This window comes from Nitratidesulfovibrio sp. SRB-5 (genome assembly GCF_019931275.1).
Taxonomy (GTDB): domain Bacteria; phylum Desulfobacterota; class Desulfovibrionia; order Desulfovibrionales; family Desulfovibrionaceae; genus Cupidesulfovibrio.
Map to the genome: position 1 here is coordinate 604,836 of NZ_JAIOTY010000002.1, position 25,007 is coordinate 629,842.

Annotated in this window: 16 protein-coding genes; 1 reads left to right on the forward strand and 15 read right to left on the reverse strand. The window is 66.6% G+C overall.

Features of this window, described 5'->3' with window-relative positions; all coding sequences use genetic code 11:
• The first annotated feature begins 46 nt into the window (after positions 1-46).
• Positions 47-388, forward strand: a complete 342-nt coding sequence (locus K6142_RS16725; protein WP_190245863.1) for a hypothetical protein — start codon at positions 47-49, stop codon at positions 386-388.
• 462 nt (positions 389-850) lie between these two features.
• Here the strand turns inward: K6142_RS16725 and K6142_RS10040 are convergent, their stop codons facing one another.
• The 15 genes from K6142_RS10040 to rpoC all read right to left on the reverse strand — a co-directional run bounded on the left by K6142_RS10040 (position 851) and on the right by rpoC (position 24,953).
• Complete coding sequence (locus K6142_RS10040) at positions 851-1,759, reverse strand: hypothetical protein (protein ID WP_223380826.1); 909 nt, start codon at positions 1,757-1,759, stop codon at positions 851-853.
• Positions 1,738-3,036 carry a L,D-transpeptidase family protein gene (locus K6142_RS10045; protein WP_190244797.1) on the reverse strand — a complete coding sequence of 433 codons (1,299 nt, stop codon included), beginning with the start codon at positions 3,034-3,036 and terminating at the stop codon, positions 1,738-1,740. The genes K6142_RS10040 and K6142_RS10045 overlap by 22 nt, the downstream gene beginning before the upstream one ends.
• A gap of 267 nt (positions 3,037-3,303) precedes the next feature.
• On the reverse strand, positions 3,304-3,864 hold the full coding sequence (pyrE, locus tag K6142_RS10050; RefSeq protein ID WP_012612598.1) for an orotate phosphoribosyltransferase: 561 nt from the start codon (positions 3,862-3,864) through the stop codon (positions 3,304-3,306).
• 153 nt (positions 3,865-4,017) lie between these two features.
• Positions 4,018-5,316, reverse strand: a complete 1,299-nt coding sequence (gene purB / locus K6142_RS10055; protein ID WP_012612597.1) for an adenylosuccinate lyase — start codon at positions 5,314-5,316, stop codon at positions 4,018-4,020.
• Positions 5,317-5,568: 252 nt separating this feature from the next.
• Positions 5,569-5,994: an FmdB family zinc ribbon protein gene (locus K6142_RS10060; RefSeq protein ID WP_190244796.1), complete on the reverse strand. Its 426-nt coding sequence runs from the start codon at positions 5,992-5,994 to the stop codon at positions 5,569-5,571.
• Between the two features lie 745 nt (positions 5,995-6,739).
• Positions 6,740-7,618, reverse strand: coding sequence for an ATP-dependent sacrificial sulfur transferase LarE (locus tag K6142_RS10065; RefSeq protein WP_223290337.1), 879 nt, complete (start codon positions 7,616-7,618; stop codon positions 6,740-6,742).
• A gap of 467 nt (positions 7,619-8,085) precedes the next feature.
• Positions 8,086-9,258 carry a homocysteine biosynthesis protein gene (locus K6142_RS10070; protein WP_012612593.1) on the reverse strand — a complete coding sequence of 391 codons (1,173 nt, stop codon included), beginning with the start codon at positions 9,256-9,258 and terminating at the stop codon, positions 8,086-8,088.
• 165 nt (positions 9,259-9,423) lie between these two features.
• The gene (locus K6142_RS10075; protein ID WP_190244795.1) at positions 9,424-10,788 is read right to left on the reverse strand and encodes a tetratricopeptide repeat protein; all 1,365 of its coding nucleotides are present in this window, start codon (positions 10,786-10,788) and stop codon (positions 9,424-9,426) included.
• A gap of 393 nt (positions 10,789-11,181) precedes the next feature.
• On the reverse strand, positions 11,182-11,931 hold the full coding sequence (gpmA, locus tag K6142_RS10080; protein ID WP_190244794.1) for a 2,3-diphosphoglycerate-dependent phosphoglycerate mutase: 750 nt from the start codon (positions 11,929-11,931) through the stop codon (positions 11,182-11,184).
• Between the two features lie 119 nt (positions 11,932-12,050).
• A complete protein-coding gene (locus K6142_RS10085; protein WP_190244793.1) occupies positions 12,051-13,526 on the reverse strand; it encodes a sigma-54-dependent transcriptional regulator in 1,476 nt (491 codons plus the stop codon).
• 32 nt (positions 13,527-13,558) lie between these two features.
• A complete protein-coding gene (locus K6142_RS10090) occupies positions 13,559-15,007 on the reverse strand; it encodes an HD domain-containing phosphohydrolase (RefSeq protein WP_190244792.1) in 1,449 nt (482 codons plus the stop codon).
• A 62-nt stretch (positions 15,008-15,069) separates the two neighbouring features.
• On the reverse strand, positions 15,070-16,044 hold the full coding sequence (locus tag K6142_RS10095; protein WP_190244791.1) for a TIGR01777 family oxidoreductase: 975 nt from the start codon (positions 16,042-16,044) through the stop codon (positions 15,070-15,072).
• Positions 16,045-16,136: 92 nt separating this feature from the next.
• Entirely contained in the window at positions 16,137-18,674 is a 2,538-nt protein-coding gene (locus K6142_RS10100; RefSeq protein ID WP_190244790.1) for an ATP-binding protein, read from the reverse strand.
• A 14-nt stretch (positions 18,675-18,688) separates the two neighbouring features.
• Complete coding sequence (locus K6142_RS10105) at positions 18,689-19,366, reverse strand: DUF4390 domain-containing protein (RefSeq protein WP_190244789.1); 678 nt, start codon at positions 19,364-19,366, stop codon at positions 18,689-18,691.
• A 1,429-nt stretch (positions 19,367-20,795) separates the two neighbouring features.
• On the reverse strand, positions 20,796-24,953 hold the full coding sequence (gene rpoC / locus K6142_RS10110) for a DNA-directed RNA polymerase subunit beta' (RefSeq protein ID WP_190244788.1): 4,158 nt from the start codon (positions 24,951-24,953) through the stop codon (positions 20,796-20,798).
• Positions 24,954-25,007 lie beyond the last annotated feature (54 nt).

Below are 25,007 nucleotides of genomic sequence, written 5' to 3' on the forward strand. Positions count from 1 at the left end.
CCATGGACCCGAACCCGGAACCGCCCACGGTTCCACCCGTGACCCCGTGATCCTGAACGCCACCCAGCTCGAAGCCATCCGCCAGCGCAACGACGAGGAACTGCGCCGGGGCGCGCACGCCACGCCGGGCTACCCGGCGCACACCGTGCGCGACCTGTTGCAGACCGTGGAGGCGCTGAAGAAGGAAAAGAAGAAGTGGCAGCGCCTAGCCCAGGAACGCGGTCAGGCCCTGGATTCGGTGCGTGAGGTGCTGGACGCGGTGCGTCCCGCCGATGGACGCAACGGCAACGGGCATGGCGGGCCGGGAACCCGTGATCGCGATGCCGAACCCGACACCCGGCAGCCCCTGGTGGGTCCGGATGGCGGGGATGCCCCCCTGCGGGAGTAATCCCGCGGACCAGCAGCGCGCGTTGTCGTCACCCCCATGTCGCCATCGGGCGCCCATGGGATGAAGAGCCGACCGCCCGGCATGCCCAGCGCGTGCCGGGCGGTCTTGCGTCCGGCGACGGGTAGGCGGCGGCGTGCCCCCGCAATGTGCGGTTGCACGCATGGGCAGGGACTGCCAGCTTCTGCCGGGCACAGAACGCCCACGCCGTACACGCCGTCCGGGCACCCCGGGCAGTTCGATGGTCCGGTCCGGCCCAGTCGGGCCCAGGCGGGCCAGGCAGCTACTGTCAGGGCGTTGGAACGGTGCGTGGCTGCGCGTGGGGAAGGCAATCGGGGGCACGGCCCGGAAATGCAAACGGCCGCCGTGGGCGGCCGACAGGCATCTGGGGGCAGTAAATGCGCCATGGGGCACAGGGCATGCGGGTGCGGCAGGAGCCGCCCCGGCAGGCTGTTTAGCGGCGGGCTATTTCTCGGGCGCGGGCACGGGGAATTGTTCGCGGTAGATGATCCGGCCTTCGGCCTCCAGTTCCACCACCAGCGTCTGCACGTCGGTGGGGGCCAGCCCTTCGGGCAGCGGCACGGAGGTCACCATCTTCTTGAAGCGGGATATCTGGAAGCGGATGGAGTCCGGTTCCGCCTTCAGGGGCAGGATGCGCCCGTTGGCGGCCTGCACGGACAGCACGGCCTGGCCGGTCAGCTGCTTCTTGGGGTCGGGATTGGTCAGGTCGAAGTTGATGCGCAGCCGCTTGCCCGATGCGTGCCGCACGGTCACGTTGTCCACGCGGGCCTCGCCGGTGCTGAGGGGCTCGCGCGCTTCGCCGGGGGAGTCGGCCACGGCGGCGGCCACGGCCTGGCTGGCCGCGTCGGGCACGCGGGCGTCAGCGCCGCTGGCGGTCGAGGCATCGGCAGGCGTCTGGCCCGAGGCCTGTCCGGGCGTCTGTCCAACGGCTTGGCCATTCGCCTGGCCGGTCACCGCCACCACGCCGTCGCCCGCCCCGTTGGCGTCGCCCGGAGCGGCAGGCGCCGGAGCCGGGGGCGAGGCCAGGGCCGCGCTGCCCAGCAGGGCGCGCAGTTCCTCGGGGTCGCTGTTGCGCAGCAGTGCTTCCAGGTTGGAAAGCCGCTCCAGTTCCACCCGCGCTTCCTTCAGCTCGCGGTCCAGGGACTGGTTCTGGCTTACCAGAGCCCGGTTGGCCTGCCAGAACGAGATGCCTGCCCATACCCCGAAGGCGGCCAGCAGCGGCAGCAGCACCAGCGAAATGGTGAGCAGCCGCAGGGCCAGGGGGCTCACGCGCAGGCGACGCACGCGGCAGTCGTCGCGCATGAGCAGCAGGCTGTATTTCTCGTCGGTCATCATCGGGCGGCGGGGCTCCATTCTTCCTTGACGATTTCCCAGCTCTGGCCGTCCTGGCGCAGCAGCAGGGTCTTCACGCCTCGGTCGGAGTAGCCGGTGACGTCACGGTAGTCCTGGGTCATGTCGGCGCGTACGCCGCCAGCCACGGCCTCTATGCGCAGGCCCTTCAGCTGGACCTTGGCGGGCTTGGCCTTGCGCCACAGTTCCTGCTTCTGCTGGCGGATGGACGCGGCGCCCTTGCGCGGCGCCTGTTCCGCGTCGCCCGCGTAGCAGGCGATGTAGTTCTTCACGTCGCCGCGTTCCCACGCCTTGCGCCATTTTTCCACAAAGGCGGTAACCTGCGGCGAAACCGTCTCAAGGTAGTTGGCTTCCATGCCCACGTCGGCGGGCACCCATTCCATGCCCACGATGCGGTACTCGCCCTTCTTGTCGGGCTGCCAGTACAGGCGGCGGATGCCTTCGGTGGTCATGTTGGGGGCGCGGTAGTACTGGTTGAACCAGGTCACCCAGTAGCCGGGGCCCTGCATCACCTGCACGTCGGAAACGGAGGTCTGTATCCACGGCAGTTGCTTGAACAGCCGTTCCTTCTGGCTGCGGAACGCGGTGAACGATTCGTCCTGCGCGGCGGTGTAGGCATCGGCATCGTAATAGTCGAACATGGCGGGCGAGCGCGAACCCCAGGCCTTGGCCCAGCCCTTGACCTTGTCTTCGAGCTTGCGGGCGGTGGCCTTGTCTTCCTTGGGGGGAGACGCGTCGGTGCTTACGTCGCCTGCCACGGCAACGGGCGTGCCGGGCACGAACAGCTTGCCCGTCTTGTCGATGTCGGCCCGGTTCAGGGCGATGCAGCCCTTGGTCTCGCGCGGGACGATGTCGTGCCCCTTGCTGTGGATCCAGATGCCGGAGCCGGTCTTGCGGCGCAGCTTGTCCACGGGGTTGGGGTAGTTCAGGGTGTAGGCGATGCCGCCGTACATCTCCATGTCCAGCCCGGCGGACAGCTTGTTGACCACGAAGTAGATGCCTTCGGGGGTTTTCAGGTCGCCTGCGGTCTGCTTGTCGCCCGTGGCCTGACCGGTGGTGCAGACGTAGCTGGCGGCGAGCTTGAGCGGACTGTGGCGCTCGTAGATGTGCAGCTTCTGGTCTTCCTTGTCCACGGCCACCAGTCGGCGCGGCGTGCCCGCATCGTCGGGGATGCGCGCGTGCCACCCGTCGGCGGCGGCGGACAGGGGACAGAAAAGGGAAAGCAGCAGGGCAGCGGCAGGCAGCAGGCGGTGGAGGGCGCGGATGGTGCTTCGATGCATCTCGGTGCGCGGGCTGTGTACCCCGCTGGGGTACGGTGATCCGTCGAAACGGCGGATATGGAACCTGTTCCCCGTCATGGTGACCGGCGTGCGCCGCAAGTGGCGCGGTGCCGGTGGGGGCTGGCCGCCGGGGCCTTGTGCTGTGTCGACCGACGCAGTCGGCTTGCGCCGGTCTGGCCGGGGTGTCCGGGGCTGGCCGACCTGTCCTGTCTGTGAGGACTGTCCGGCCTGCTCGGACTATTGGGGCTGGGCGAGTGGGGGTGCCGCCTAGGAGCGCGCGGCGTCCACCAGTTCCTTGCGGGTAAAGATCGAGATCAGGTCGTACCCGGCATCCTTGATGGCCTGCCTGCCGCCTTCCTCGCGGTCCAGCACGGTGCACACGGCCACGATGCGCAGGCCCGCAGCCTCTACCCGTTCGCAAGCCTTTAACAGGGAACCGCCAGTGGTGACAACGTCTTCCAGCATGGCAACCGGGTCTCCGGGGGCAAAATTGGCCAGGCCTTCCACGTACTGGTCGGTGCCGTGCCCCTTGGGCTGCTTGCGCACGATGAAGCCCGCCAGGGGGCGGCCCCGCTCGTGCGAGATGACCGTGGTGGCGGAAATCAGCGGGTCGGCGCCCAGGGTCATGCCGCCCACGCCCACCACCGGCACGTCGCGCAGCAGTTCGTTGAACAGCGAACCGATGAGCCACGAACCCTCGGCGTGCAGGGCGGTCTGCTTGCAGTCGAAGTAGTAGTCGCTCTTCCGGCCCGAGGTAAGGGTAAAGTCACCCTCGCGGTATGATTTTTCCACAAGCAGGCGGGCCAGGCGGGTGCGAAGGTCGTTCATGGGTATCCTTGCGATGTCGGGTGTGCGTGGTTTCGTGGTCCGGTGCCCATTGCGCTGTCCGGTTCCCCGCGCGCGGCGCACCGGGCGGCTGGACCGTCCGGCATGCCGGTGACGTCTGGCGTCCTGGGAGAAACGTGGCGTGCGCGGCGTGCCTCAGCTGCGACCGAACACCCGATCGAAGATCATGTTTTCGTGGCGCAGATAGTAGCCGGGATCAAACAGTTCATCAAGGACGGAAGGGGCAAGGCGCGCGGAGATGTCCGCGTCGGCCCGCACCATGTCCGGGAAGGGCTTTCTGGTTTCCCAGCTCTGCATGGCGCAGCGCTGCACCATCACGTAAGCCTCCTGGCGGGCCATGCCCGATTCCACCAGGGCCAGCAGCACGCGCTGCGAATAGTACAGCCCGTACGAACCGGCCAGGTTGCGGTCCATGTTCTCGGGGATCACCCGCAGGTTGGACAGCAGGCCCGACAGGCGGTGCAGCACGTAGTCCATGAGGATGGTGGAGTCGGGCATGATGACCCGTTCCACGGAGGAATGGCTGATGTCGCGTTCGTGCCACAGGGCCATGTTTTCCATGGCGGCCAGCGAGTTGGTGCGGATCAGGCGCGAAAGGCCGGTCATGTTTTCCGCCGAGATGGGGTTCTTCTTGTGCGGCATGGCCGACGAACCCTTCTGGCCCTTGGCGAAGCCTTCTTCCGCCTCCAGCACCTCGGTGCGTTGCAGGTGGCGCAGTTCCACGCACAGCCGTTCCACGCCGCCAGCGGCCAGCGCCAGCGAGGTGAAGAAATGGGCGTGCCGGTCGCGCTGGATGACCTGGGTGGAAATGGGGTCCACGGCCAGCCCCAGGATTTCGCAGGCAATGGCTTCCACGCGGGGGTCGAGCATGGCGTAGGTGCCCACGGCGCCGGAAATCTTGCCCACGCGCACGCTTTCAAGCCCGTCGCGGAAGCGGGCCACGTGGCGCTGGAATTCGGCGTGGAAGCCCGCCATCTTCAGGCCGAAGCTGGTGGGTTCGGCGTGGATGCCGTGGGTGCGGCCCATGCACAGGCGGCCCTTGTTGGCGAAGGCCAGGGTTTCCAGGGTGGACAGCAGCCGCTCGAAGCCTTTCAGGATCAGTTCCCCGGCCTGGGCCAGCAGCAGGCCGTTGGCCGTGTCCACAATGTCCGAAGAGGTGCAGCCCAGGTGGATGAACCGGGCCGAGGGGCCCACCTTTTCTTCCACGGCGGTGAGGAAGGCGATGACGTCGTGGCGGGTTTCCTGCTCGATTTCCAGGATGCGGTCCACGTCGAAGTCGGCCTTTTCGCGGATGACGCGCATGTCGTCCGCGCCGATGACCCCCAGGCGGTGCCAGGCCTCGCACACGGCCAGTTCAACGTCGAGCCAGGCGCGGAAGCGGTTTTCGAGGGTCCAGATGCGGGCCATCTCTGGGCGGGAGTAACGGTCGATCATCGTGGCTTCCTTGCTGTGCTGGTGCGGTTGCGTATGCCGCCGGAGCGGCGTGGCAGACCGGCGGGGCCGGTGCGCCTGGATTTTCTGGCCGGTGCGCCGCGCGGTGGGCGCTGGCTTGTGCGGATCGGATGCAGATCGGATGCGCTGGGGTGCGGGGCTCGCCGGGTCATGTGCGAGGCGGGCGCGAGCCGGGCCGGGGGCGAAGCCGGAACCGCGCGTGAAAAGGGGCAGCCCTGCTGGCTGCCCCTGATGTTACGAGCCTGTGGCCGACGCGGCGGCGCAGCCGCCCGAAGGGGCGGCCGAGGCACACTTGGCCGGGCTGGCGCCCGAAGTGGCTGTGCCGGACGACGCGGCGGCAGTTCCGGAGTCGGCGGAGCCGCCCGATCCACCCGTGTCGCCCGATCCACCCGATCCATTGGCCCCGCCGGACCCATTGGCCCCGGCGTCGCCGTTGGCAGAGGCCTCGGCGTTGGCGCTCGCATGCGAATCGGTGGACGAGCGGTTACCGTAGTCGGTGACGTACCAGCCGCCGCCCTTGAGCACGAAACTGGTGTTGGACACGATGCGGTCGGCGTGACCACCGCACACCGGACAGGAGCGGGGGGCTTCGTCGAAGGTTTTCAGCCATTCCTCGAAGATCTGCTCGCAGTCGCTGCAACGATATTCGTAGATGGGCATGCTACCCTCCTTGCAGAACCTACGCGTGATGCACGAGCCTAAACAGCGTCGTACGCGTTGTCAAACGGGAAGGCCATGCGTTGGAGCACGGGGCGGCATGCACGGCGGTGTGGTGCCGTGCGACGGGCGAGGCGTGGTCACCGCCATGCCCCCTGCCGGGTGCTGCATGCATGGCGAGGTATATGTTCCGGATGCTGCATGAATCGCCCCGTGTTCCCGACGCATGCCGCATGCAGTGCGACAAAAGGGTACGGGCGTGCGGAGCGATCCGTCCCGCAGGAAGCACACGCGCCTCGGGCGACGTGCCACCGGGGGCACGTTGCGCGAAGCGCGGGGCGTTCTTGCGGCGGAACGAAAAACCTGGATGCCTTAGGACTTGGCGGCGGCCTTCGCTTCGCGCACGCGCTGCTTCAGGCGCTTTTCGCGGCGCTGACGGCGACGGTCCAGTTCTTTCTTGCGTTCGATCTTCTTGTGGGCCATGGGGGACTCCTCCGTGAAATCGCGTGAGATAAGAGGGACCACCTATCGCGAACCACAGGTTTTGTCCAGTGCTGCGTGACAGGGGAAGGCGGGGTGGAAGCCGGATCAGTCGATTCCGCCGGGCCAGCCGGACGAGGCGGGCCAACTGAGTGAGCCGGGCAGCTTCACCGGACGGACAAGGCGAACCGGTCGAACCGGTCGAACCGGCCGAACCGGTCGAACAGGTCGAATCAGTCGAATCGGGCAGGCCGGCAGCGCGCCGGGGTCAGCGGTCGAAATAGCCGCTTACCGGGCCGTCCGCCTCGATGGCGGCATCGACGAAGCCGTGTCGGGCCAGTATCCGGTGCAGGGCATCCGGCGGGGGGAGTGCGAAGTTCGCGGGCGTGGTGCCTGCCGCCGTGGTTCCTGCCGTGGCGGCTTGCGGCATTGCGTGCGCCGGGCCCAGTTGCAGGCAGGGCGGGGCACCCGGCGCAAGCCGCAGGCGAAAGTCCCACAGGCCGAGGTCTTCCAGTTCCTCTTCCGCGGCGGCAAGGCGGGCCAAGGTGGCGGCGTCGGGCCGCATGCCGTAGGCCAGCCGGGTGAGCAGGCAGGGGCGGGCCGCCTGGTTCGGCCTGTCCATGCCGGTGCGCGCCGCCAGGGCGCGGATGTCGGCCTTGGCAAGGCCCGCCTCGGCCAGCGGCGAACGGATGCCCAGTTCGCGCAGGGCGCGCAGGCCGGGGCGGTAGGCGGTCAGGTCGTCGGCATTGGTGCCGTCGCACAGGGGCAGGGGGGCTGCCGTGGCCAGCAGGGCTGTGAAGGCGGCGTGCTTGCAGTGGTAGCAGCGGTCGCGGTCGCCCGCCGCGATGGCCGGGATGGTCAGCGGGTCCAGCGGCACGGTGGTGAAGGTGGCCCCGCGCGCGGTGGCCCAGCGGCGGGCTTCTGCCGTTTCGCGGGGGGGCATGTGCGGGCCGGTGATGTGCAGGGCGGTGACGCGGCAGCCTGCCAGCAGGGCGGCGTGGGTCAGGAAGCGGCTGTCCAGCCCGCCGGAAAGGGCCACCGCCAGTTCCGGCATGGTGGTCAGCAAATCAAGCAGGGCAGGGGGCAGGGCAGGGGGCAGGGCACTGGGCTGGGCAGTGGGGTCTGTGGAACTCATATGGTGTGGCATGGGGGCCTGGAGGTACGCGGGCATGTTGCCGTCAAAATTCGCCTTTTGCGTCCGGGCGGCGTTGGCTTGGTATTTTTGATGCTCACGTACAGGAGTACGTTGCGCTCAAAAATGTCAATCCGCCTTGCCCGGCCACAAAAAACGTAATTTCTTGCAACATGCCCGCACCAGCCATCCGCGCCGGAAGCCGGCGCGGAGTATAAGGTAAAAAGGCAGCCCCAGATGGGGAAAAATCAGCGGTGCATGCACTGGGCTGGTTTTTTGCTCTTTGGGTAGCAGAAAAGCAGCAGCAGGAAGGTAGTGTCCTCCATGCTGGTCGGCAAGGGGTGCCTTTGGAAATGGGATTGGGCAACGTGCGAAAGATCCGAAGCACACCCCGCCATACCCAAAACGAACCCCGCCGGGTGCGCGTTGTCTGCGCGCCCGGCGGGGTTTTCAGTCCGTGTGCGTGGTCAGGCGGGAAATCCTTATGCCGAGGGCAGCAGTTCCACCGGCTCGGTAAGCAGGAATTCGCCCTTTTCGATCCACGACTTCAGCGTGTTGGCCACTTCCAGCGACAGCGGGTAGCTGGTCATGGGCACGGTTTCCACCTTCTTGCCCATGATTTCCACTTCGCCGCTCTTCAGGTCTTCGTAGGTCACGTGCTGGATGACCCGCGGCAGGCAGTTGGGGTAGTCGTGTCCGTAGTCCTTGACCGGCATCTGGATGTCGCTGTCGTCCACGCCGGTGAACCAGGCGATTTCCTCGTTCAGGATGGGGATGGGAATGCCCACGCCCACCGCCAGCGAGCAGCCGTAGCCCAGGAAGGACAGGCCGCGCAGGTAGCGCGCGTTCATGCCCTTCAGGTCGCCCTTCAGCATCAGGGTGCCCGCCGGGGAAAGCGGCAGGCCGCGTTCGGTGCGCTTGGGCGCCGCCACGTGCTGCGTGCCCGCCCCAAGGACGTACCCCGTGCCGCCGCCCAGGAATATCCGGGTGCCAAGCCCGATGGTGCGGAACAGCGGGTCGTTGAACAGCGGCGAGATGCGGCCCGCCGTGGCGAAATTGACGTTGCGCAGGTTGGGCTTCAGCGGGCCCATGTACGTGTAGATGATGCGGCTCGTCAGGTTCACGGCCGCGTTGTAGTTCTGGTAGCAGTTGCGCGGGTTCAGCAGGTGCGCATAGGGCAGCTCGGACAGGGTGATCTTCTTGTCCAGCGATTTGCGCGGGTAGCAGTCGGTGCCGTAGGCCTCTGCCCGCAGGTGCACGGCCTTGCCGCGCACCAGGTCTTCGATGACGTGCCCGCCGCCGTACTTGAACCGACCGGGATAGACCTTGTTCAGGGGGTCGTCCTCGGTGGGTTCGGTGGCGCCCAGGTAGGAATCCACGGCGGCAAGCCCCGCGTAGGCGGGCACGTCGTTCATCCAGACCTTGGCGGTCTTGAGGGTGGGCGGATCCTGCTGGCCGATGTTGAAGAGCAGCCCGGAGGAGCACATCGGCGAGAAGGTTCCGGTGGTGACGACGTCGATTTCGCGGGCGGCCTTTTCCTTGCCCATTCGACGGACGGCCTCGGTCATCTCCTCGGCATTCAGCACCACGGCCTTGCCCTGGCGAATGCGTTCGTTGATTTCCGCGATCGTCTTGTTCACCTTGAAACTCGCCATCTTGCTATCCTCCGTTGGTGGCGCGAGCGCCGTTTCATTACATCAGGATATCAGCATATGGAAAAACAGTCCGGATTGCAACACGCAAAAAAGGGGGGCCCGCGCAGGCCCCCCGAAATCGGCAGATCGATCCATGGGTCGATCTGGGGAATGATCGGCAATGCATCAGGATGATTGCCCCAATCGTTCCAGAGCCTGGCGCGCGAGGTCGAAATCCGGGTCCAGTTCCAGCGCCACCTGCAGGCAGCGTTCGGCGTAGTCGCGCCCGCCCGCCCGCATGAACACAAGGCCCATGTTGAAGGCAATGGTCTTGTCGCGCCGGGGCAGGTCGGGGTTGATGGCCATGGCCTTCAGCATGTTGGACCGCGCATCGCGGAATTCCTTGCCTTCGGCGAAGGCCATGGACATGTTGTAGTACAGGTTTTCATCGTCCGGCGCGATGCGCAGGGCCTTCTGGTATTCGATGGTGGCATCGCGCCACTTGCCCTGCTTGCGCAGGGCGATGCCCAGGCGGTTGAAGGTGCCCAGGTCGCCACGGTCCAGCATGTCGCCCTTGGCGTCCAGCGCCTTGCGCAGGAAGCGTTCGGCCCGTTCGGGGTCGCGTTCGCTGTAGATGGTGGCGATGCGTTCGGAAATGTCGCCGATGTAGGCCATGGCCTCGCGCGTGGCCTGGGTGACGGCCAGTTCGAAGAGCTCTTCGGCCTTTTCCTGGTTGCCCATCTCCACGTGGATTTCGCCCATGTCCACCTTGCGCTCCACGTTGAGGGGCGAGAGGCGGTCCAGCTTTTCCAGGTAGCCCAACTGGGCCTCGTTGTCGCCGATCTGCTTGTTCAGGTCGGCCAGCTTCTTCAGGGGCTCCAGATACAGGTCGGCGTTGCGGCTGGCCTCTTCGAAGCATTCGCGGGCACGGTCCATCTTGCCCAGAGCCTGGTAGGCATCGCCCATAACCAGCAGTCCTGCGGCGCTGTTCGGCTTCAGTTCCAGTATCTTGCGGCAGACCTTCAGGGCGCTTTCGTGCGAGCCCTGCTGCACCATGGCCCGCGCCGTGTCGATGAGCTGGCCCAGCTTGCCCTGCGGCTTGATGGTGAAGGCGATCTTTTCGATCAGCGTGTTCACCGAAATGGGCTTGCTGATGAAGTTGTCCGCGCCGATTTCGTGCAGCAGCACCAGGCGCTGCCGTTCCGTCTCGCCGGTGAGGATGATGATCTTCACGTCCGAGTAGGCGTTCTTGACCTGCCGGACCAGAATGCCGGTGTCGCGCCCTTCCAGCATGCGCTCCATGAACACCAGCACGTTCTTCTTGCGCATGGAGACGTCGCGGATGGACTTGATGATGTAATCGGTGTTGGTGACCACCGAAAGAGCGTCCGTGGCGATGGCGAGATGCTTGGAAACCGTGTTGCGCAGCAGCGAAATGAAATTCTGGTCGTCGCTCACGACAAGAAAGTACCCTTTCTTTTCGTTGATGAATTCGACAACGGTACTTTCGTACTGCTTCTGCTTGAGCTTGAGGTTGATGTTGCTCGCCATGCTTGCTCCTTGCGGCACGCTTCCCCCCCGCAGAGGTCGCAGGCCTGTGAGTGTGTTGCCCGTGCCGGGCACGGGCTGCAACGTTAGGTATGCGTTCCGGGCTTGTCAATGCAGCAGCGCCTGGCCCGCCTGGGTAAGGTCACGGCTGACCCTCCTGGGCAGGCAACGCTGACTCGCCTGGACAGGCAGCGCCTGATCCGCCTTGGTACGTCAGGGCGGGCATGCCTGGACAAGCGGCAACTGCGTTGCTCGGAGCATTTTGCGCAGACTGCCCCGCCCGTAATCGTATCACGGTCCGCAGGGCGTGGCGAGCCGTGCGTGTTCGCTCTCCTGCGCGTGGCCACGGAGCCTGCGGGTGTCCCTCCTGCGCTGCCTGGGCAGCGGCGCCGCCAGCTATTTCCGGGCCGCGCCCTGCGCCGCCACGGCCTTTGCCTTGGCCTCGGCCACGGCAGGATCGCCAAGGTAACGGTGTCCCAACGGGCGCAGCGTGCCGTCCAGGGTGTAGACCAGCGGCAGCCCGGTGGGGATGTTCAGCCTGGTGACGGCTTCCGGGGTCATGCCGTCCAGATGCATGACCAGGGCGCGCAGGCTGTTGCCGTGGGCCGCCACCAGCACCCGCTGTCCGGCCAGCACCTGCGGCGCGATGACGTCGTGCCAGTAGGGCAGCACGCGGGCCACGGTTTCCTTCAGGCTTTCGCTGGCGGGCAGCACGTCGGGCGCAAGGCCCGCGTAGCGGGCATCCCCGGCGGGGCTGCGCGGATCGTCGGCGGGCAGGGGCGGGGGCGGGGTGTCGTAGCTGCGCCGCCATTCGAACACCTGTTCTTCGCCGAAGCGGGCGGCGGTCTCCGCCTTGTCCAGCCCTTGCAGGCCGCCGTAGTGGCGTTCGTTGAGCCGCCAGTGCTTGTGCACCGGCAGCCAGGACAGCCCCATTTCGTGCTGCACGATGTACAGGGTGCGGATGGCCCGGGTAAGCACCGAGGTATGGCAGACGTCGAAGGTCAGTCCCTCGTCCGCCAGCAGGCGGGCGGCGTCGCGCGCCTCCTGTTCGCCCTCGGGCGAAAGGTCCACGTCGGTCCAGCCGGTGAAGCGGTTTTCCAGATTCCACGCGCTTTGCCCGTGACGCAGAAGTACCAGCGTATGCATGTTGCCTCCCGTCGGCCCACTGGGGCGCCATTTGCGATCGGCGCCCGTGCCCGTGCCGGGCGCCCGGCCAGTCGGCGGCCAGTCGGCGGCCAGTCGGTGGCCTGTCGGCTGGCAGCCGGTCAGTCGGTCGTCTGGATGTTGTACCCCTTCAGCTTGCGGTACAGATGGCTGCGCTCGATGCCCACGGCCTCGGCCAGCCGGGTGACGTTGCCGCCGCACTCCGCAAGCCGCGCGGCCAGGTATTGCGCCTCGAAGGCGGCGCGGGCGGCCTTCAGGTCCATGCCGGGGGCCAGCAGCGCGGCCATGTCGGGCAGGTGGTCCGGAAGCGGGTCGCCCCCCTGGCCGGTGGTTGCTCCGGTGCCGGACGCGGCCCTGCCGCCCGCCGCCGTTGCCGCCCCCGCACTGCCGTTCATGCCTGCGCCGGACCGGGGCAGGAATTCCGGCGGCAGCATGGACCGCGTCACCTCCAGACCCGCATGCAGGATGAGCATGCGTTCCACGAAGTTGCGCAGTTCGCGCACGTTGCCGGGCCACGGGTAGCGCGCCAGCGCTTCCTGCGCGTCGGGGGCGAAGGTGGCCGGGCGCACGCCGTAGTCGCGGGCCAGACGCTGCGCGAACAGCTCGATGAGCAGGGGCACGTCGCCCTCGCGTTCGCGCAGGGGGGGCAGCACCAGCGGGAACACCCGCAGCCGGTAGTACAGGTCCTCGCGGAAGGTGCCGGCGGCGATCTCGTCCTCCAGGTTCTTGTTGGTGGCGGCGATCACGCGCACGTCCACGCGCATGGTGCGGTGGCCGCCCACCCGTTCGAACTGCTGTTCCTGCAATATGCGCAGTATCTTGGCCTGGGTCTTCAGGCTCATGTCGCCGATTTCGTCCAGGAACAGCGTGCCCTTGTGGGCCATTTCGAACTTGCCCGCCTTGGCCGAATCCGCCCCGGTGAAGGCGCCCTTTTCATGCCCGAACAGTTCGCTTTCGATGAGCTCTTCCGGAATGGCCGCGCAGTTCACGGCCACCAGAGGCCGGTCGGCTCGGCGGCTGCCCGCGTGGATGGCCCGCGCCGCCAGTTCCTTGCCGGTGCCGTTTTCTCCGGTGATCAGCACCCATGCGTCGGTGGGGGCCACCCGCGCGATCTGGCCGCGCAGGGTCTCCATCACCGGCGAGCGACCGTTCATCTCGTCGGCGTGGGCCGTGGGCAGGCTGTCGCGCAGGGCCTCGTTCTCTCGGCGCAGGTCGCCGTATTCCAGGGCGCGCTGGGCGGCGATGAGCACCTTTTCCAGCGAGAGGGGCTTTTCGATGAAGTCGTGCGCGCCCTTGCGGATGGCGTTGACCGCCGTTTCGATGGTGCCGTGGCCGGAGATCATGATCACCGGCAGGTCGGGGCGCTGGGCGTGCAGCTGGTCCAGCACGGCCAGTCCGTCCATGCCGGGCATCCAGATGTCCAGGAACACCAGGTCGGGCGTCTCGCGCGCCAGCAGGGCCAGGCCGTCCTCGCCGCTGGGTGCCTCAAGCACCTCGAAGCCTTCGTCCTCGAGAATGCCGCGCAGGGAGAAGCGGATGCCGTCTTCGTCGTCGATGATCAGGATGCGGGCGTGCATGGTATGTCCGGTTGCGGGTGCGAAGGGGGTGGTCAGGAAAGGATGAAGCCGTCGTGGAACAGGCTGACGCACACGTCCACCACGTTGCGGTCGTACCGCGTGCCGCGCCCGGCGGCAATCTCCGCCAGGGCCGGGCCCAGCCCCAGCGAGGCGCGGTAGGGCCGGTGCGAGGACATGGCCTCCACCACGTCGGCCACGGCCAGGATACGCGCCTCGGGCAGGACGTCGTCGCCGGAAAGGGCGTTGGGGTAGCCGGTGCCGTCCAGCCGTTCGTGGTGTTGCAGCACGATCTGGGCCACCGGCCAGGGAAACTCGATTTCTTTCAGGATGTCGTAGCCCACCTGGCTGTGGGTGCGCATGATGCCCATTTCCAGGTCGGACAGGCGGGTAGGCTTGGCCAGTATTTCCGCAGGGATGTGAATTTTTCCGATGTCATGCAGCATGCCCGCCACGCGCAGCCCTTCCAGCCGTTCGCCGGAAAGTCCCAGCCGCACGGCCATGGCGTGGGCCAGTTCCGCCACGCGAGCCTGATGGCCCGCCGTGTACGGGTCGCGCTTTTCAGAGGCGGTGGCCAGGGCGGAAACGGTCTGGCGCAGGGTGCGGCGCAAATCCTCCACGCTGCGGCGCAGGGCCGCTTCGGACTGGCGGCGCTCTGTGATGTCGCGGAACACCAGCACCGTGCCCACCCTGCGACCGTCCGGGTCGGCCAGGGACGAGGCGCTCATTTCGATGGGATGCGCGCGACCGTCGGGACCGTGCACGAAGGCTTCGGTCATGGCCGTGGGCCCCGCGTGAGCGGCAGGGGCGGTTGCGCCCATGGAAACGGACGGAACGGCGCCGGACAGGGAAGTGCCCATGCCCCCGGGCTGGGGCGGGGCCAGCAGATCGTTGGGATCTTGCAGGCTGTGGCCGTGAACGCCGGGCCGGATGTCCACGTGCTCCGCGAAATGGCGGTCGATGCAGGTGTGGTGGTCGGCGCCGGTCATGGCCTCGGCACTGGCGTTGATGTAGGTGATGCGGCCATGGCGGTCCACGGTGAGCACCGCGTCGGCGATGGAGCGCAGGGTGGTGGCGAACCAGCGTTCCTTGCGCCGGGTTTCGTGATCCACCTGGTGCTTGTACAGTGCCATCTCGATGGACGTGCGCAGGTCGCGGTCCTCGAAGGGCTTCAGCAGGTAGCCGAACGGCTCGGTGATCTTGGCGCGTTGCAGGGTTTCCGGATCCTCGTGCGCGGTCATGTAGATGACGGGCACGGGGTGGATGCCCAGGATGCGTCCGGCGGCATCGATGCCGTCCATGCCCTCGCCGAGCACGATGTCCATCAGCACGAGGTCGGGCTTTTCGTTGCGGGCCGCGGCCACGGCCTGTTCTCCGCTGGTGGCCAGCATCGGTTCGCCATAGCCGAGCGAGCGCAGCCTGCGGCGCATGTCCAGCGCCGAAACGGCCTCGTCCTCGACCAGCAGTATCTTGCAGTATGCCATGCCCGCTCCGGAGCTGTGGGATGTCGTGTTGGGCGCCGGGAGAATTTCGGGCGCGGTATGCGTCAGGCGGCCAGCAGGTCCGCCAGCGCCGCGCGCAAGGCGGGGAAGCGGAACGTGTAGCCGGAATCGGCCAGACGGCCCGGCGGAGTCACCTGCCCGGCCAGCAGGGCCTCTTCCGCCAGTTCACCCAGGGCCAGACGCAGGGCAAAGGCGGGCACGGGCGGCGCGGGCAGCCAGGCCGGGCGCCCCACGGCGCGGTTCAGTTCCGCCGTGAATCCGGCGTTGTCCACGGCCTGCGGCGCGGCAAGGTTGTACGGGCCGGAGCATGACGGGGTATCCAGCAGGTGCAGGATGGCCCCCACCTCGTCCGCCAGGTGTATCCACGGGAACGGCTGCCTGCCGCTGCCCAGCGGACCGCCCAGCCAGGCCCGGAACGCGGGCAGCATGCGCGCCAGCGCGCCCCCGGCCCCCAGCACCACGCCGCTGCGAATGATGCAGCGGCGCACGCCCATGGCTTGCGCCGGAGCGGACGACGCCTCCCAGCGGGCGCAGGTTTCCGCCAGAAATCCGGTGCCCGGCGGGTCGCCTTCAGCACAGAGGGGGGCGGCGGCCATGTCGGACCAGGCACCATAATAGCCCACAGCCGACGCCTGTACCAGCACCGTCGGAGGCACCGTCGGAGGCACCGCCGGAAGCTCCGCGCCGTTCATGGCGCCCAGCGCCGCAGCCACGGCCTGCCCGGCGGCTACGCGGCTGTCCACGATGCGCGTCTTGCGCTGCGGCGTCCAGCGGCCGCCGGCGATGTTTTCGCCCAGCAGATTGACCACCGCCTGCGTGCCCTCCAGCAGGCGGGCCAGGGATTCCGGGTCGCGCCCGTTCCATGCGGCTTGGACGACGCCCTGCGCAGGGACGACACCCGGCGCGGGGGCGGGGCGCGGCGCGCGCGACAAAACGGTGACCATATCGCCCCGGGCCAGCAAGGCGCGAGCGAGGGCAGAACCGATGAAACCCGTACCGCCAAGGATGGCGACGTGCATGCGGAAACTCCGTGGCGTGTGCCGCAGTGGGCGAGGAAAGGGGCCGCGACCGCGCACCGTGCGCGGCGCGCGGTGCACTGGTATACGTTCTCTTATGCCACAGGAAGCTCGACGGTGACAACGGTGCCCGTGGAGGCGGTGGGGCCGGGAGTGCGTGAGGGGCGCAGCGTGTGCGGCCCGTCTGGCCCGTGCGGCCTGTCTGGTCCGTTTGGCCCGTCCGGCGTGACCGGCGTGACCGGCGCGACCAGTGCGACCGGTGCATCGGGCGCGACCGGTGCATCGGGCATGACCAGTGCATCGGGCGTGCGCGGGACGGCATGGGCGCGCACGTAGCCGCGGTGGTCCGACACCACGGACTTCACGATAGTCAGCCCAAGGCCCGTGCCGCCCTTCTTGCGCGAAAAGTAGGGTTCGAACAGGCGCGATCGTTCTTCCGGCGTCAGGCCGGGGCCGTTGTCGGCCACGTCCACCCGCACCAGGTTCAGGGCCGTGTTGTGCACGGCGGTGATGGTAACCGCGCCGTCTGTGCGGCCTTGCAGCACTTCCGCCGCGTTGGTCAGGATGTTCAGGAAGGCCCGGTGCAGCGCTTCCTGGTCCATGGGCAGCACCGGCAGCGGCGCGGGAATGTCCAGCGTCCACACGATGTTGCTGTGGCTGTTGCGGAACAGGGCGGTCAGTTCCTCCAGCAGCGGGGTGAGGTTGCCGGGCCGGGGGGTTACCTCCGGCAGTTTGGCGAAGGCGGAGAATTCTTCCACCATCTGTTGCAGGTGTTCCACCTGGCGCACGATGAGGTCGGTGCACTGGCCGAACACGGGGTCGCCCACGGCACCGGCGAACTTTCGTTCCAGCCGCTGGGCCGAAAGCTTGATGGGGGTGAGCGGGTTCTTGATCTCGTGGGCGATGCGCCGCGCCACCTCGCGCCAGGCGGCCATGCGCTGCATGCGCTCAAGCTCGGTGATGTCCTCGAACACGGCCACCGCGCCCCGGTACTCGCCCTCGGGCGTGGTGAGACTGACAGAGGTGAGCAGCAGCTTCAGGGCGCGGTCACCCTTGCCGTATTCCACCTGGCGCTGCCAGCGGCGACCGGGCCGGGCGCGCACCTCGTCCAGCATTTCGCGGTTCATGGCCGCGTCTTCGGCGGAAAGGAATTCGCGCGGGTCGCGGCCCACGATGGAACCCGGCTCCACCCCGAACATGGCGCAGGCGGCGGCGTTGATGGTGGCCACCCGGTCGTCCGGTCCGAAAGAGACCACCCCCGCCGCGATGTTGTCGAGCACGGTGGCGATGTACCGGCTGCGCTCGCCAATCTCCACGTTCTGCAGGGCCAGCATTTCGTTGACGTCGGTGAGCCGGGTGCGGCTGACGGACAGGTCTTCGGCCATGCGGTTGAACGAGCGCACCAGCAGCCCCAGTTCGTCGGTGGACGCGTCTTCCAGCCGGAAGGACAGGTCGCCCCGGGCGATGCGCTCCGTCCCTTCGGCCAGGGCCAGGATGGGCGCTGTGAGTTCCTTGGACAGCCGGAAGCCGAACCAGATGGCCCCCAGGATGATCAGCACGCTGAGCACCGCAAGGATGAACAGGAACGAAACCTTTAGCGGGCGTTTCAGCGTTTTCAGCTTCTTGTAGTCGTCGAAGCCCTGGGCGATGCGCTCAAGCTTCAGCATCACCCCTTCGCCGATGGATTCCCCCACCACCAGATAGCCGGTGCGCCCCGCGTCCACGGCCAGCACGCCAAAGACATAGTCGGCGCTCTCACCCTTCCACAGCAGCGACACGTAACGCTGTGCCGCTGCCTGGTCCCAGGCGATCCTGCGCCGGGCCTCCTTCCAGGTGGGGCTGAGGTCTGGCGGGGCGTGCCAGTTCTGTTCCACCTGGCTGGGGGTGACGACCCCGGCCAGCGACAGGCCGTATTCCTTGCGCTTGCGCTCCAGCAGGGCATCCATGGCCGGGCCGCCCCAGGTCAGATGGCGGTCGGTTATTTCCGCCACGATGGATTCGCTGCGCGCGCGCAACCGGTCGGCGGAGGCGGTATAGAAGCTGCGCCCCACGTCCAGGGCGCTGTCCAGCGAGATTTCCACCTGGTTGTTGAACCAGTAGTCCACCGAAGTGCCCACCACCCGGTTGGAGGCAAGGAACATGATCACCGTGGGCACCAGCGACAGCGCCATGAAGGCCAGCACCAGGCGGGTGCGCAGGTGCGACCCGAACACCCGGCGGCGGCGTTCGAGGATCAGCTTCACCCCGTTGCGCAGCACGATGAACAGCACCACCAACAGCAGGATGAAGTTGATGTTCAGCAAAACCAGGAAGATGTAGGAATCCACGCCGAACAGGTTCAGTTCGATCCAGGTGGCCACCAGCATGGCTAGCAGCACGCCCGCCGCCCCGTAAATTTCGCGCTGGCGGCGCTTGCGTTCACGCGAATCTGCCGGGTTCACCCGGATGACGCGCGGAAAGTCAGGGGAGTTGTGCGGATCGTGCGGTTCACGCGGATCGCGCTGATCAGGCTGATCAGGCGGATCAGGCGAGACCGGGGGGCCGCCGGGACTGTGTCCGTTCGGCTGACCGTTCGGCTGCCCGTCTGGCGGGCGGCCGGAGGGCTGGTCGGGCGTTACGGTGTGGCGGGCCATGGGGAGGCGGGGGGTCAGTAGGTGAAGTCCTGTGTGAAGGTCGCGTCGGGCACGACTTCCCAGGACCAGAAGAACAGGGTGCGCGAAAGCCAGGGCGGCACGTCGGTATGGCGCAGGGACAGGGCCAGCGAAACCCGGTGCGGCTCGCCCTTTTCCAGCCCGGCGATGGGGGCCAGCGGCAGCACCAGGCGCTTCCAGGTGCCTTCCAACAGGCGGGCAAGGTTCTTGTCTCGCCAGGGGGCCTCGCGGCCTTCAAGGCGCAGCTCGAACTCGCGGGTCAGGGTGTCGTGCCGCAGTACGCAGGCAAAGGCCTTTTCGGCCAGGGTCACGTCGGGCAGCACGCCCCGGCGCCGGGTGAGCGTGGCCGTGCCGCGCAGTTCCATTTCGGCGCCGTCCTTCAACAGGTCACGCAGGCCGTCGGGGTCGTCCACGCCAACGCCCAGGCGCAACACCAGGGTGCCATCGCGGGTTTCGATGGCGAAGGTGTCGAGCACGAACTGCCGGGGGGGGGCCGCCTGCGCCGGGGTGGCGCCGGGCAGCAGGAACAGGGCGAGCAGGACAAGCAGGATTGGCAGAACCAGCGGTGCGGCAAGGGTGCCGAATGCCTGCCGGGGGCCAGCACCGAAAGGCCGGACCGGCGCGGACCGGTGCGGCTGGAGGCAGGAACGGCGAAGCTGGGAGTGCGGCGGCATTGAGTGTCCTTGTCGTGGATGCCCGCTCAAGGCAACACGTTTTCGCACAGCCGGGGAATGATGGCAAGACGCTGACGGTGGTTGGGGTGGGGGGGGCGCTGGCGCGGGGAGGGGGAGGGAAGATGGGGAGGGGATGTGTTGTGCGTTGTTGGGGGGCGGTTTCTACGAAGACGGTCGTGCCCTGTTGAATACCCTCGATTTCGTTATGCCTCCGGCGGGCAGGGGGAGGCGGTGTGCCTTGTTGTACACGGTTTCTACGAAGACAGTCCTTCCCCGTTGGTAGCGCTCGATTTCGTTATGCCTCCGGCGGGCAGGGGGTGTTGTAACGAACACCCCCTGCACCCCCGCGTTCCAAGGGGCTGCGCCCCCTGGACCCCCTTGTCATCCTGCACTGCATTCTTCACCGGGCAGCTTCCCTCCGGCGTAAGACGCCTCCGGGTGATCTGCCCGGTGGAATGCGATGTGCGTCCATCTCTCGTCGCCTTTATCTCACGGGGTTGCCTTTACCCCCGCCTTCGTTGCGGCGCGCATCCGTTGTCGCCGGAGCTTCCGTCTCGCAAAGCCTCGACGGTGATCTCCGGCTGCGGATGCGTATCGCCGCGCGGAGGTTTCCCTCGCTGAGGTGAAGGGTGCTTTTTCCTTGAAGGTGGGCGGGACCGTGAGGAAATTCGATTGTTCACTGCCTGAGCTATGTGCGTAGAAGCGTGTGACGCCGGGCCTTGGCGGCGGCACATGCGTCGCAACGGGGGTGTGGGTAAAGGCACCCTCGTTTGGCCGCACCAGCGAGAGCCACGGGCACATTCGCATTCCGCCGGGCAGATCGCCCGGAGGCGCGCCAGCGCCGCAGGGAAGCTGCACGGTGAGGAAAACGGCGCATGGTGCGTGTGGATAATGGCAACTATGCTCCGCCACGCCAACGAGAGCCGCGCGCATATCGCGTTCCCGTCGGCAGATCGCCCGAAGGCGCTTTGGCCGAGGGAAGCTGCCGACGAAAGGAATGCGGTGCGGGACGAACCTGGGGGGACCAGGACTTCAGCCGTTAGGCGAGCGCGAAGCGCGAGTCTTACGGATGAAGATAGCAGCGCGGGCAGCGCCCCCCGGAGCGCGGGGATGCAAGGGGTCGCCGCTTAGCGGCCCCTTGCCCGCCGGAGGCATAACGAGATCGAGCGTGTTCAACAAAGCACGACTGTCTACGTAGAGGCTGCACCTAACAGCGTGCGACATCTCTTTTGCCTCCCGTCGGAGACATAGCGAGATAGGGGTATTCAACAGGGCGCAACTGCCTACGTAGAGGCCGGGTGCAATCAGGCGGGCCACCCCTTCCCAAACACACCAACAAAAAAGGGCCCCCGCCCGAAAGCGGAGGCCCTGTCTTTTCTCTTCTTCTTCTTTTCTTTCTCTTCTTTCACTTCCGGGGCGCAAGCCCTTCCTAGAAGATATCCACCAGCAGCGGATTGTCTTCCAGGTCTTCCAGGAACTTGTCCGGGCGTTCCTTCTGTTCCGGCACCGAGATGTCGGAGTGCACGTATTCGCGGTAGCCGGTCCCGGCGGGGATCAGGCGACCCACGATGACGTTTTCCTTCAGGCCGCGCAGGTAGTCCATCTTGCCGCGCAGCGAGGCTTCGGTCAGCACCTTGGTGGTTTCCTGGAACGACGCCGCCGAGATGAACGACGAGGTGGTCAGCGAAGCCTGGGTGATGCCGAGCACCAGCGGTTCGGCAGTGGCCGGGGTGCGGCCTTCGCCCATGGCTCGGGAGTTTTCCTGACGGAATTCGCCCTTGTCCACCTGTTCGCCCACCAGGAAGCTGGTGCCGCCCGGATCAAGCACGGTGATCTTGCGCAGCATCTGGCGCACGATGACTTCGATGTGCTTGTCGTCGATACCCACGCCCTGGAAGCGGTACACTTCCTGGATTTCATCCACCAGGTAGCGGGCCAGGAACTTCTCGCCCTTGGTGCGCAGGATGTCGTGCAGTTCCGGATGGCCTTCGGTCAAGAGTTCACCGGCTTCCACGAAGTCGCCGTCGGAAACGGTGATGTGCTTGCCCTTGGGCACCAGGTATTCCTTGGCCTCGCCCGTTTCGGGGGTGACCACCAGCTTGCGCTTGCCCTTGGTTTCACCGGCAAAGGTGACAGTGCCGTCGATTTCGGACACCACGGCCATGTCCTTGGGCTTGCGCACTTCGAACAGCTCGGCCACGCGGGGCAGACCACCCACGATGTCCTTGGTCTTGGACGATTCACGCGGCTTGCGCGCGATGATGTCGCCGGCCTGCACTTCCTGCCCGGCCTTCACCATGATCAGCGCGCCGACGGGCAGAGAGTACGTGGCGGGCAGGTTGCCGCTGCGTATCTTGGGGTCGCCGTTCTCGTCGCAGATGGAGATGGACGGACGGAAGTTGGTGGTGCGGTATTCGATGATCGACTGCGTGGTCATGCGCGTCGCGTCGTCCATCTTTTCCTGGTAGGTCTTGCCCTCGATGATGTCGGTGAACTTGACCGTACCTTCCACTTCCGAGACGAACGGTTCGTTGAACGGGTCCCATTCGGCCAGGATGACGCCCTTCTTGATCTCGCTGCCGTCGGCGACGTTCAGGCGGGAACCGTTGGGCAGGATGTACTTTTCACGTTCGCGGCCCTGCTCGTCCACGATGGCGATCTGGCCGCTCTTGCCAAGCACCATCATCTGGCCGTCGCGGTTGCGCACGGCCTTGACGCGCGACAGGATCACGCGGCCCGGGTGCTGCGACACGATGCTGGAACGTTCGATTTCGCGCGACGCGGTGCCGCCGATGTGGAACGTGCGCATGGTGAGCTGGGTGCCCGGTTCGCCGATGGACTGGGCGGCGATGATGCCCACGGTCTCGCCGATGTTGACGAGGTGGCCGCGCGCAAGGTCGCGCCCGTAGCAGCGGGCGCACACGCCGCGCTCGCTCTGGCAGGTCAGGGCCGAACGGATGGTCACCGTGCTGATGCCCGTGGCTTCCAGGGTCTGGGCCACGTTTTCGTCGATCAGCGTGTTTTCGGGGAACAGCAGTTCGCGGGTTTCGGGGTCGAACACGGGGTACAGCAGCACGCGGCCCAGCACGCGGTCGGCCAGGCGCACCTTGATGTCGCCGCCCTTGACGAAGTGGCCGATCTCGATGCCGTCCACGGTGCCGCAGTCAAGCTCGCTGACGATGACGTCCTGCACCACGTCCACCAGACGGCGGGTAAGGTAACCCGAGTTCGCCGTCTTCAGCGCGGTGTCGGCAAGGCCCTTTCGCGCGCCGTGGGTGGAGTTGAAGTACTGCAACACGTCGAGGCCTTCGCGGAAGCTCGAGGTGATGGGCGTTTCGATGATTTCGCCCGAAGGCTTGGCCATCAGGCCGCGCATGCCCGCAAGCTGGCGCATCTGGTCCTGGTTGCCTCGCGCGCCCGAGGTGGACATCATGAAGATCGGGTTGAAGCTGCTGTTCACTTCCTGCTTCCCGGTCTTGGGGTCCACGAGGATGTCGTGCGAGATCTCCTTGGTCATCTCGTTGGAGATGTCCTGGGTGGCCTTGGTCCAGACGTCCACCACCTTGTTGTACTTTTCGGTACGGGTGATGATGCCGTCGCGGTACTGGCGCTCGATGTCGTCCACCTCGTTCTGCGAGGCTTCGAGCATGGCCTTCTTCTTGGACGGAATGCGCAGGTCCTTCACGCCGATGGTGATGCCCGCGCGCGTGGCGTATTCGTAGCCCACGTCCTTCAGGCGGTCGCACAGGATGACGGCGGCCTTGGTGCCCGCGTCACGGTAGGCGGCGCCCACCAGACGGGCGATGTTCTTCTTGGTCAGGGTGCAGTTGACGAACTCGAAGTCCACGCCCTTGGGCAGCACTTCCCAGACCAGGATGCGGCCGGGGGTGGTGTCCACGGTCTTGCCGTCCTCCATGCGCACCTTGACGCGCGCATGCAGCGAGACGGAGCCGGAATCGTAGGCCGCCACCACTTCCCACGGGGCGCAGAAGGCCATGCCTTCGCCCTTTTCGAACGAACGCTCCACGGTCATGTAGTACAGCCCGAGGACGATGTCCTGCGAGGGCACGATGACCGGCGAACCGTTGGCCGGGGAAAGGATGTTGTTGGTGCTCATCATGAGCACGCGGCATTCGATCTGCGCTTCGACCGAAAGGGGCACGTGCACGGCCATCTGGTCGCCGTCGAAGTCGGCGTTGTAGGCCGAGCAGACCAGCGGGTGCAGCTGGATGGCCTTGCCTTCGACCAGCAGCGGTTCGAAGGCCTGGATGCCCAGACGGTGCAGGGTGGGGGCGCGGTTGAGCAGGATGGGGTACTCGCGCACCACCTCTTCCAGGATGTCCCACACCACCAGTTCCTCGCGCTCCACCATCTTCTTGGCGCTCTTGATGGTGGAGGCCAGGCCTCTCTTTTCGAGCTCGGAATAGATGAAGGGCTTGAACAGTTCCAGCGCCATCTTCTTGGGCAGGCCGCACTGGTGCAATTTGAGCTTCGGACCCACCACGATGACCGAACGGCCAGAGTAGTCCACGCGCTTGCCCAGCAGGTTCTGGCGGAAGCGGCCCTGCTTGCCCTTGATCATGTCCGACAGCGACTTCAGCGGGCGGCCGTTGGTGCCGGTGATGGCGCGGCCACGGCGACCGTTGTCGAACAGGGCGTCAACGGCTTCCTGCAACATGCGCTTTTCGTTGCGGATGATGATGTCGGGCGCGCCCAGTTCCATCAGCCGCTTGAGGCGGTTGTTGCGGTTGATGACGCGGCGGTACAGGTCGTTCAGGTCCGACGTGGCGAAGCGGCCGCCGTCCAGCGGAACCAGGGGGCGCAGTTCGGGCGGAATGACGGGGATGACTTCCATCACCATCCATTCCGGCTTGTTGGCCGACTCCAGGAACGCCTCGACGATCTTCAGGCGCTTGGTGAGCTTCTTCTTCTTGGTCTGCGACTTGGTGGCCTGCGATTCCTCGCGCAGCATGGCGCGCAGTTCCTCGAGGTTCAGTTCCTCAAGCAGGCTGCGCACGGCTTCGGCGCCCATGCCAACGACAAGGGCGTCCTCGCCGTAGTGGTCGATGACCTGAAGGTACTGGTCCTCGGAGATGACCTGCATCTTGGCGAGGTTGGTGCTGCCCGGATCGAGCACGATGTACGAGTCGAAGTACAGCACCTTCTCGAGGTCGGCCATGGTCATGTCGAGCAGGGTGCCGATCTTCGAGGGCAGGGTCTTCAGGAACCAGATGTGCGCGACGGGCGCGGCCAGTTCGATGTGGCCCATGCGTTCGCGGCGCACCTTGGAGGCGATGACCTCGACCCCGCACTTTTCGCACACGATGCCACGGTGCTTCATGCGCTTGTACTTGCCGCAGTTGCACTCGTAGTCCTTCACGGGCCCGAATATCTTGGCGCAGAACAGGCCGTCCCGCTCGGGCTTGAAGGTGCGGTAGTTGATGGTCTCGGGCTTCTTCACCTCGCCGTACGACCATTCGCGAATGCTTTCCGGCGCGGCGATGGAGATCTGGATCGCCTTCAGGTTGCGGATGTTCGCGACGTTGGCCGACGAGCCCCGGACGGTGAACAGATCGTCTAAGGTCATATCGTGTCCCTACCCGAAAAGGTTGTTTGCACGCCTTCGGTGAGCAGGGGGCCT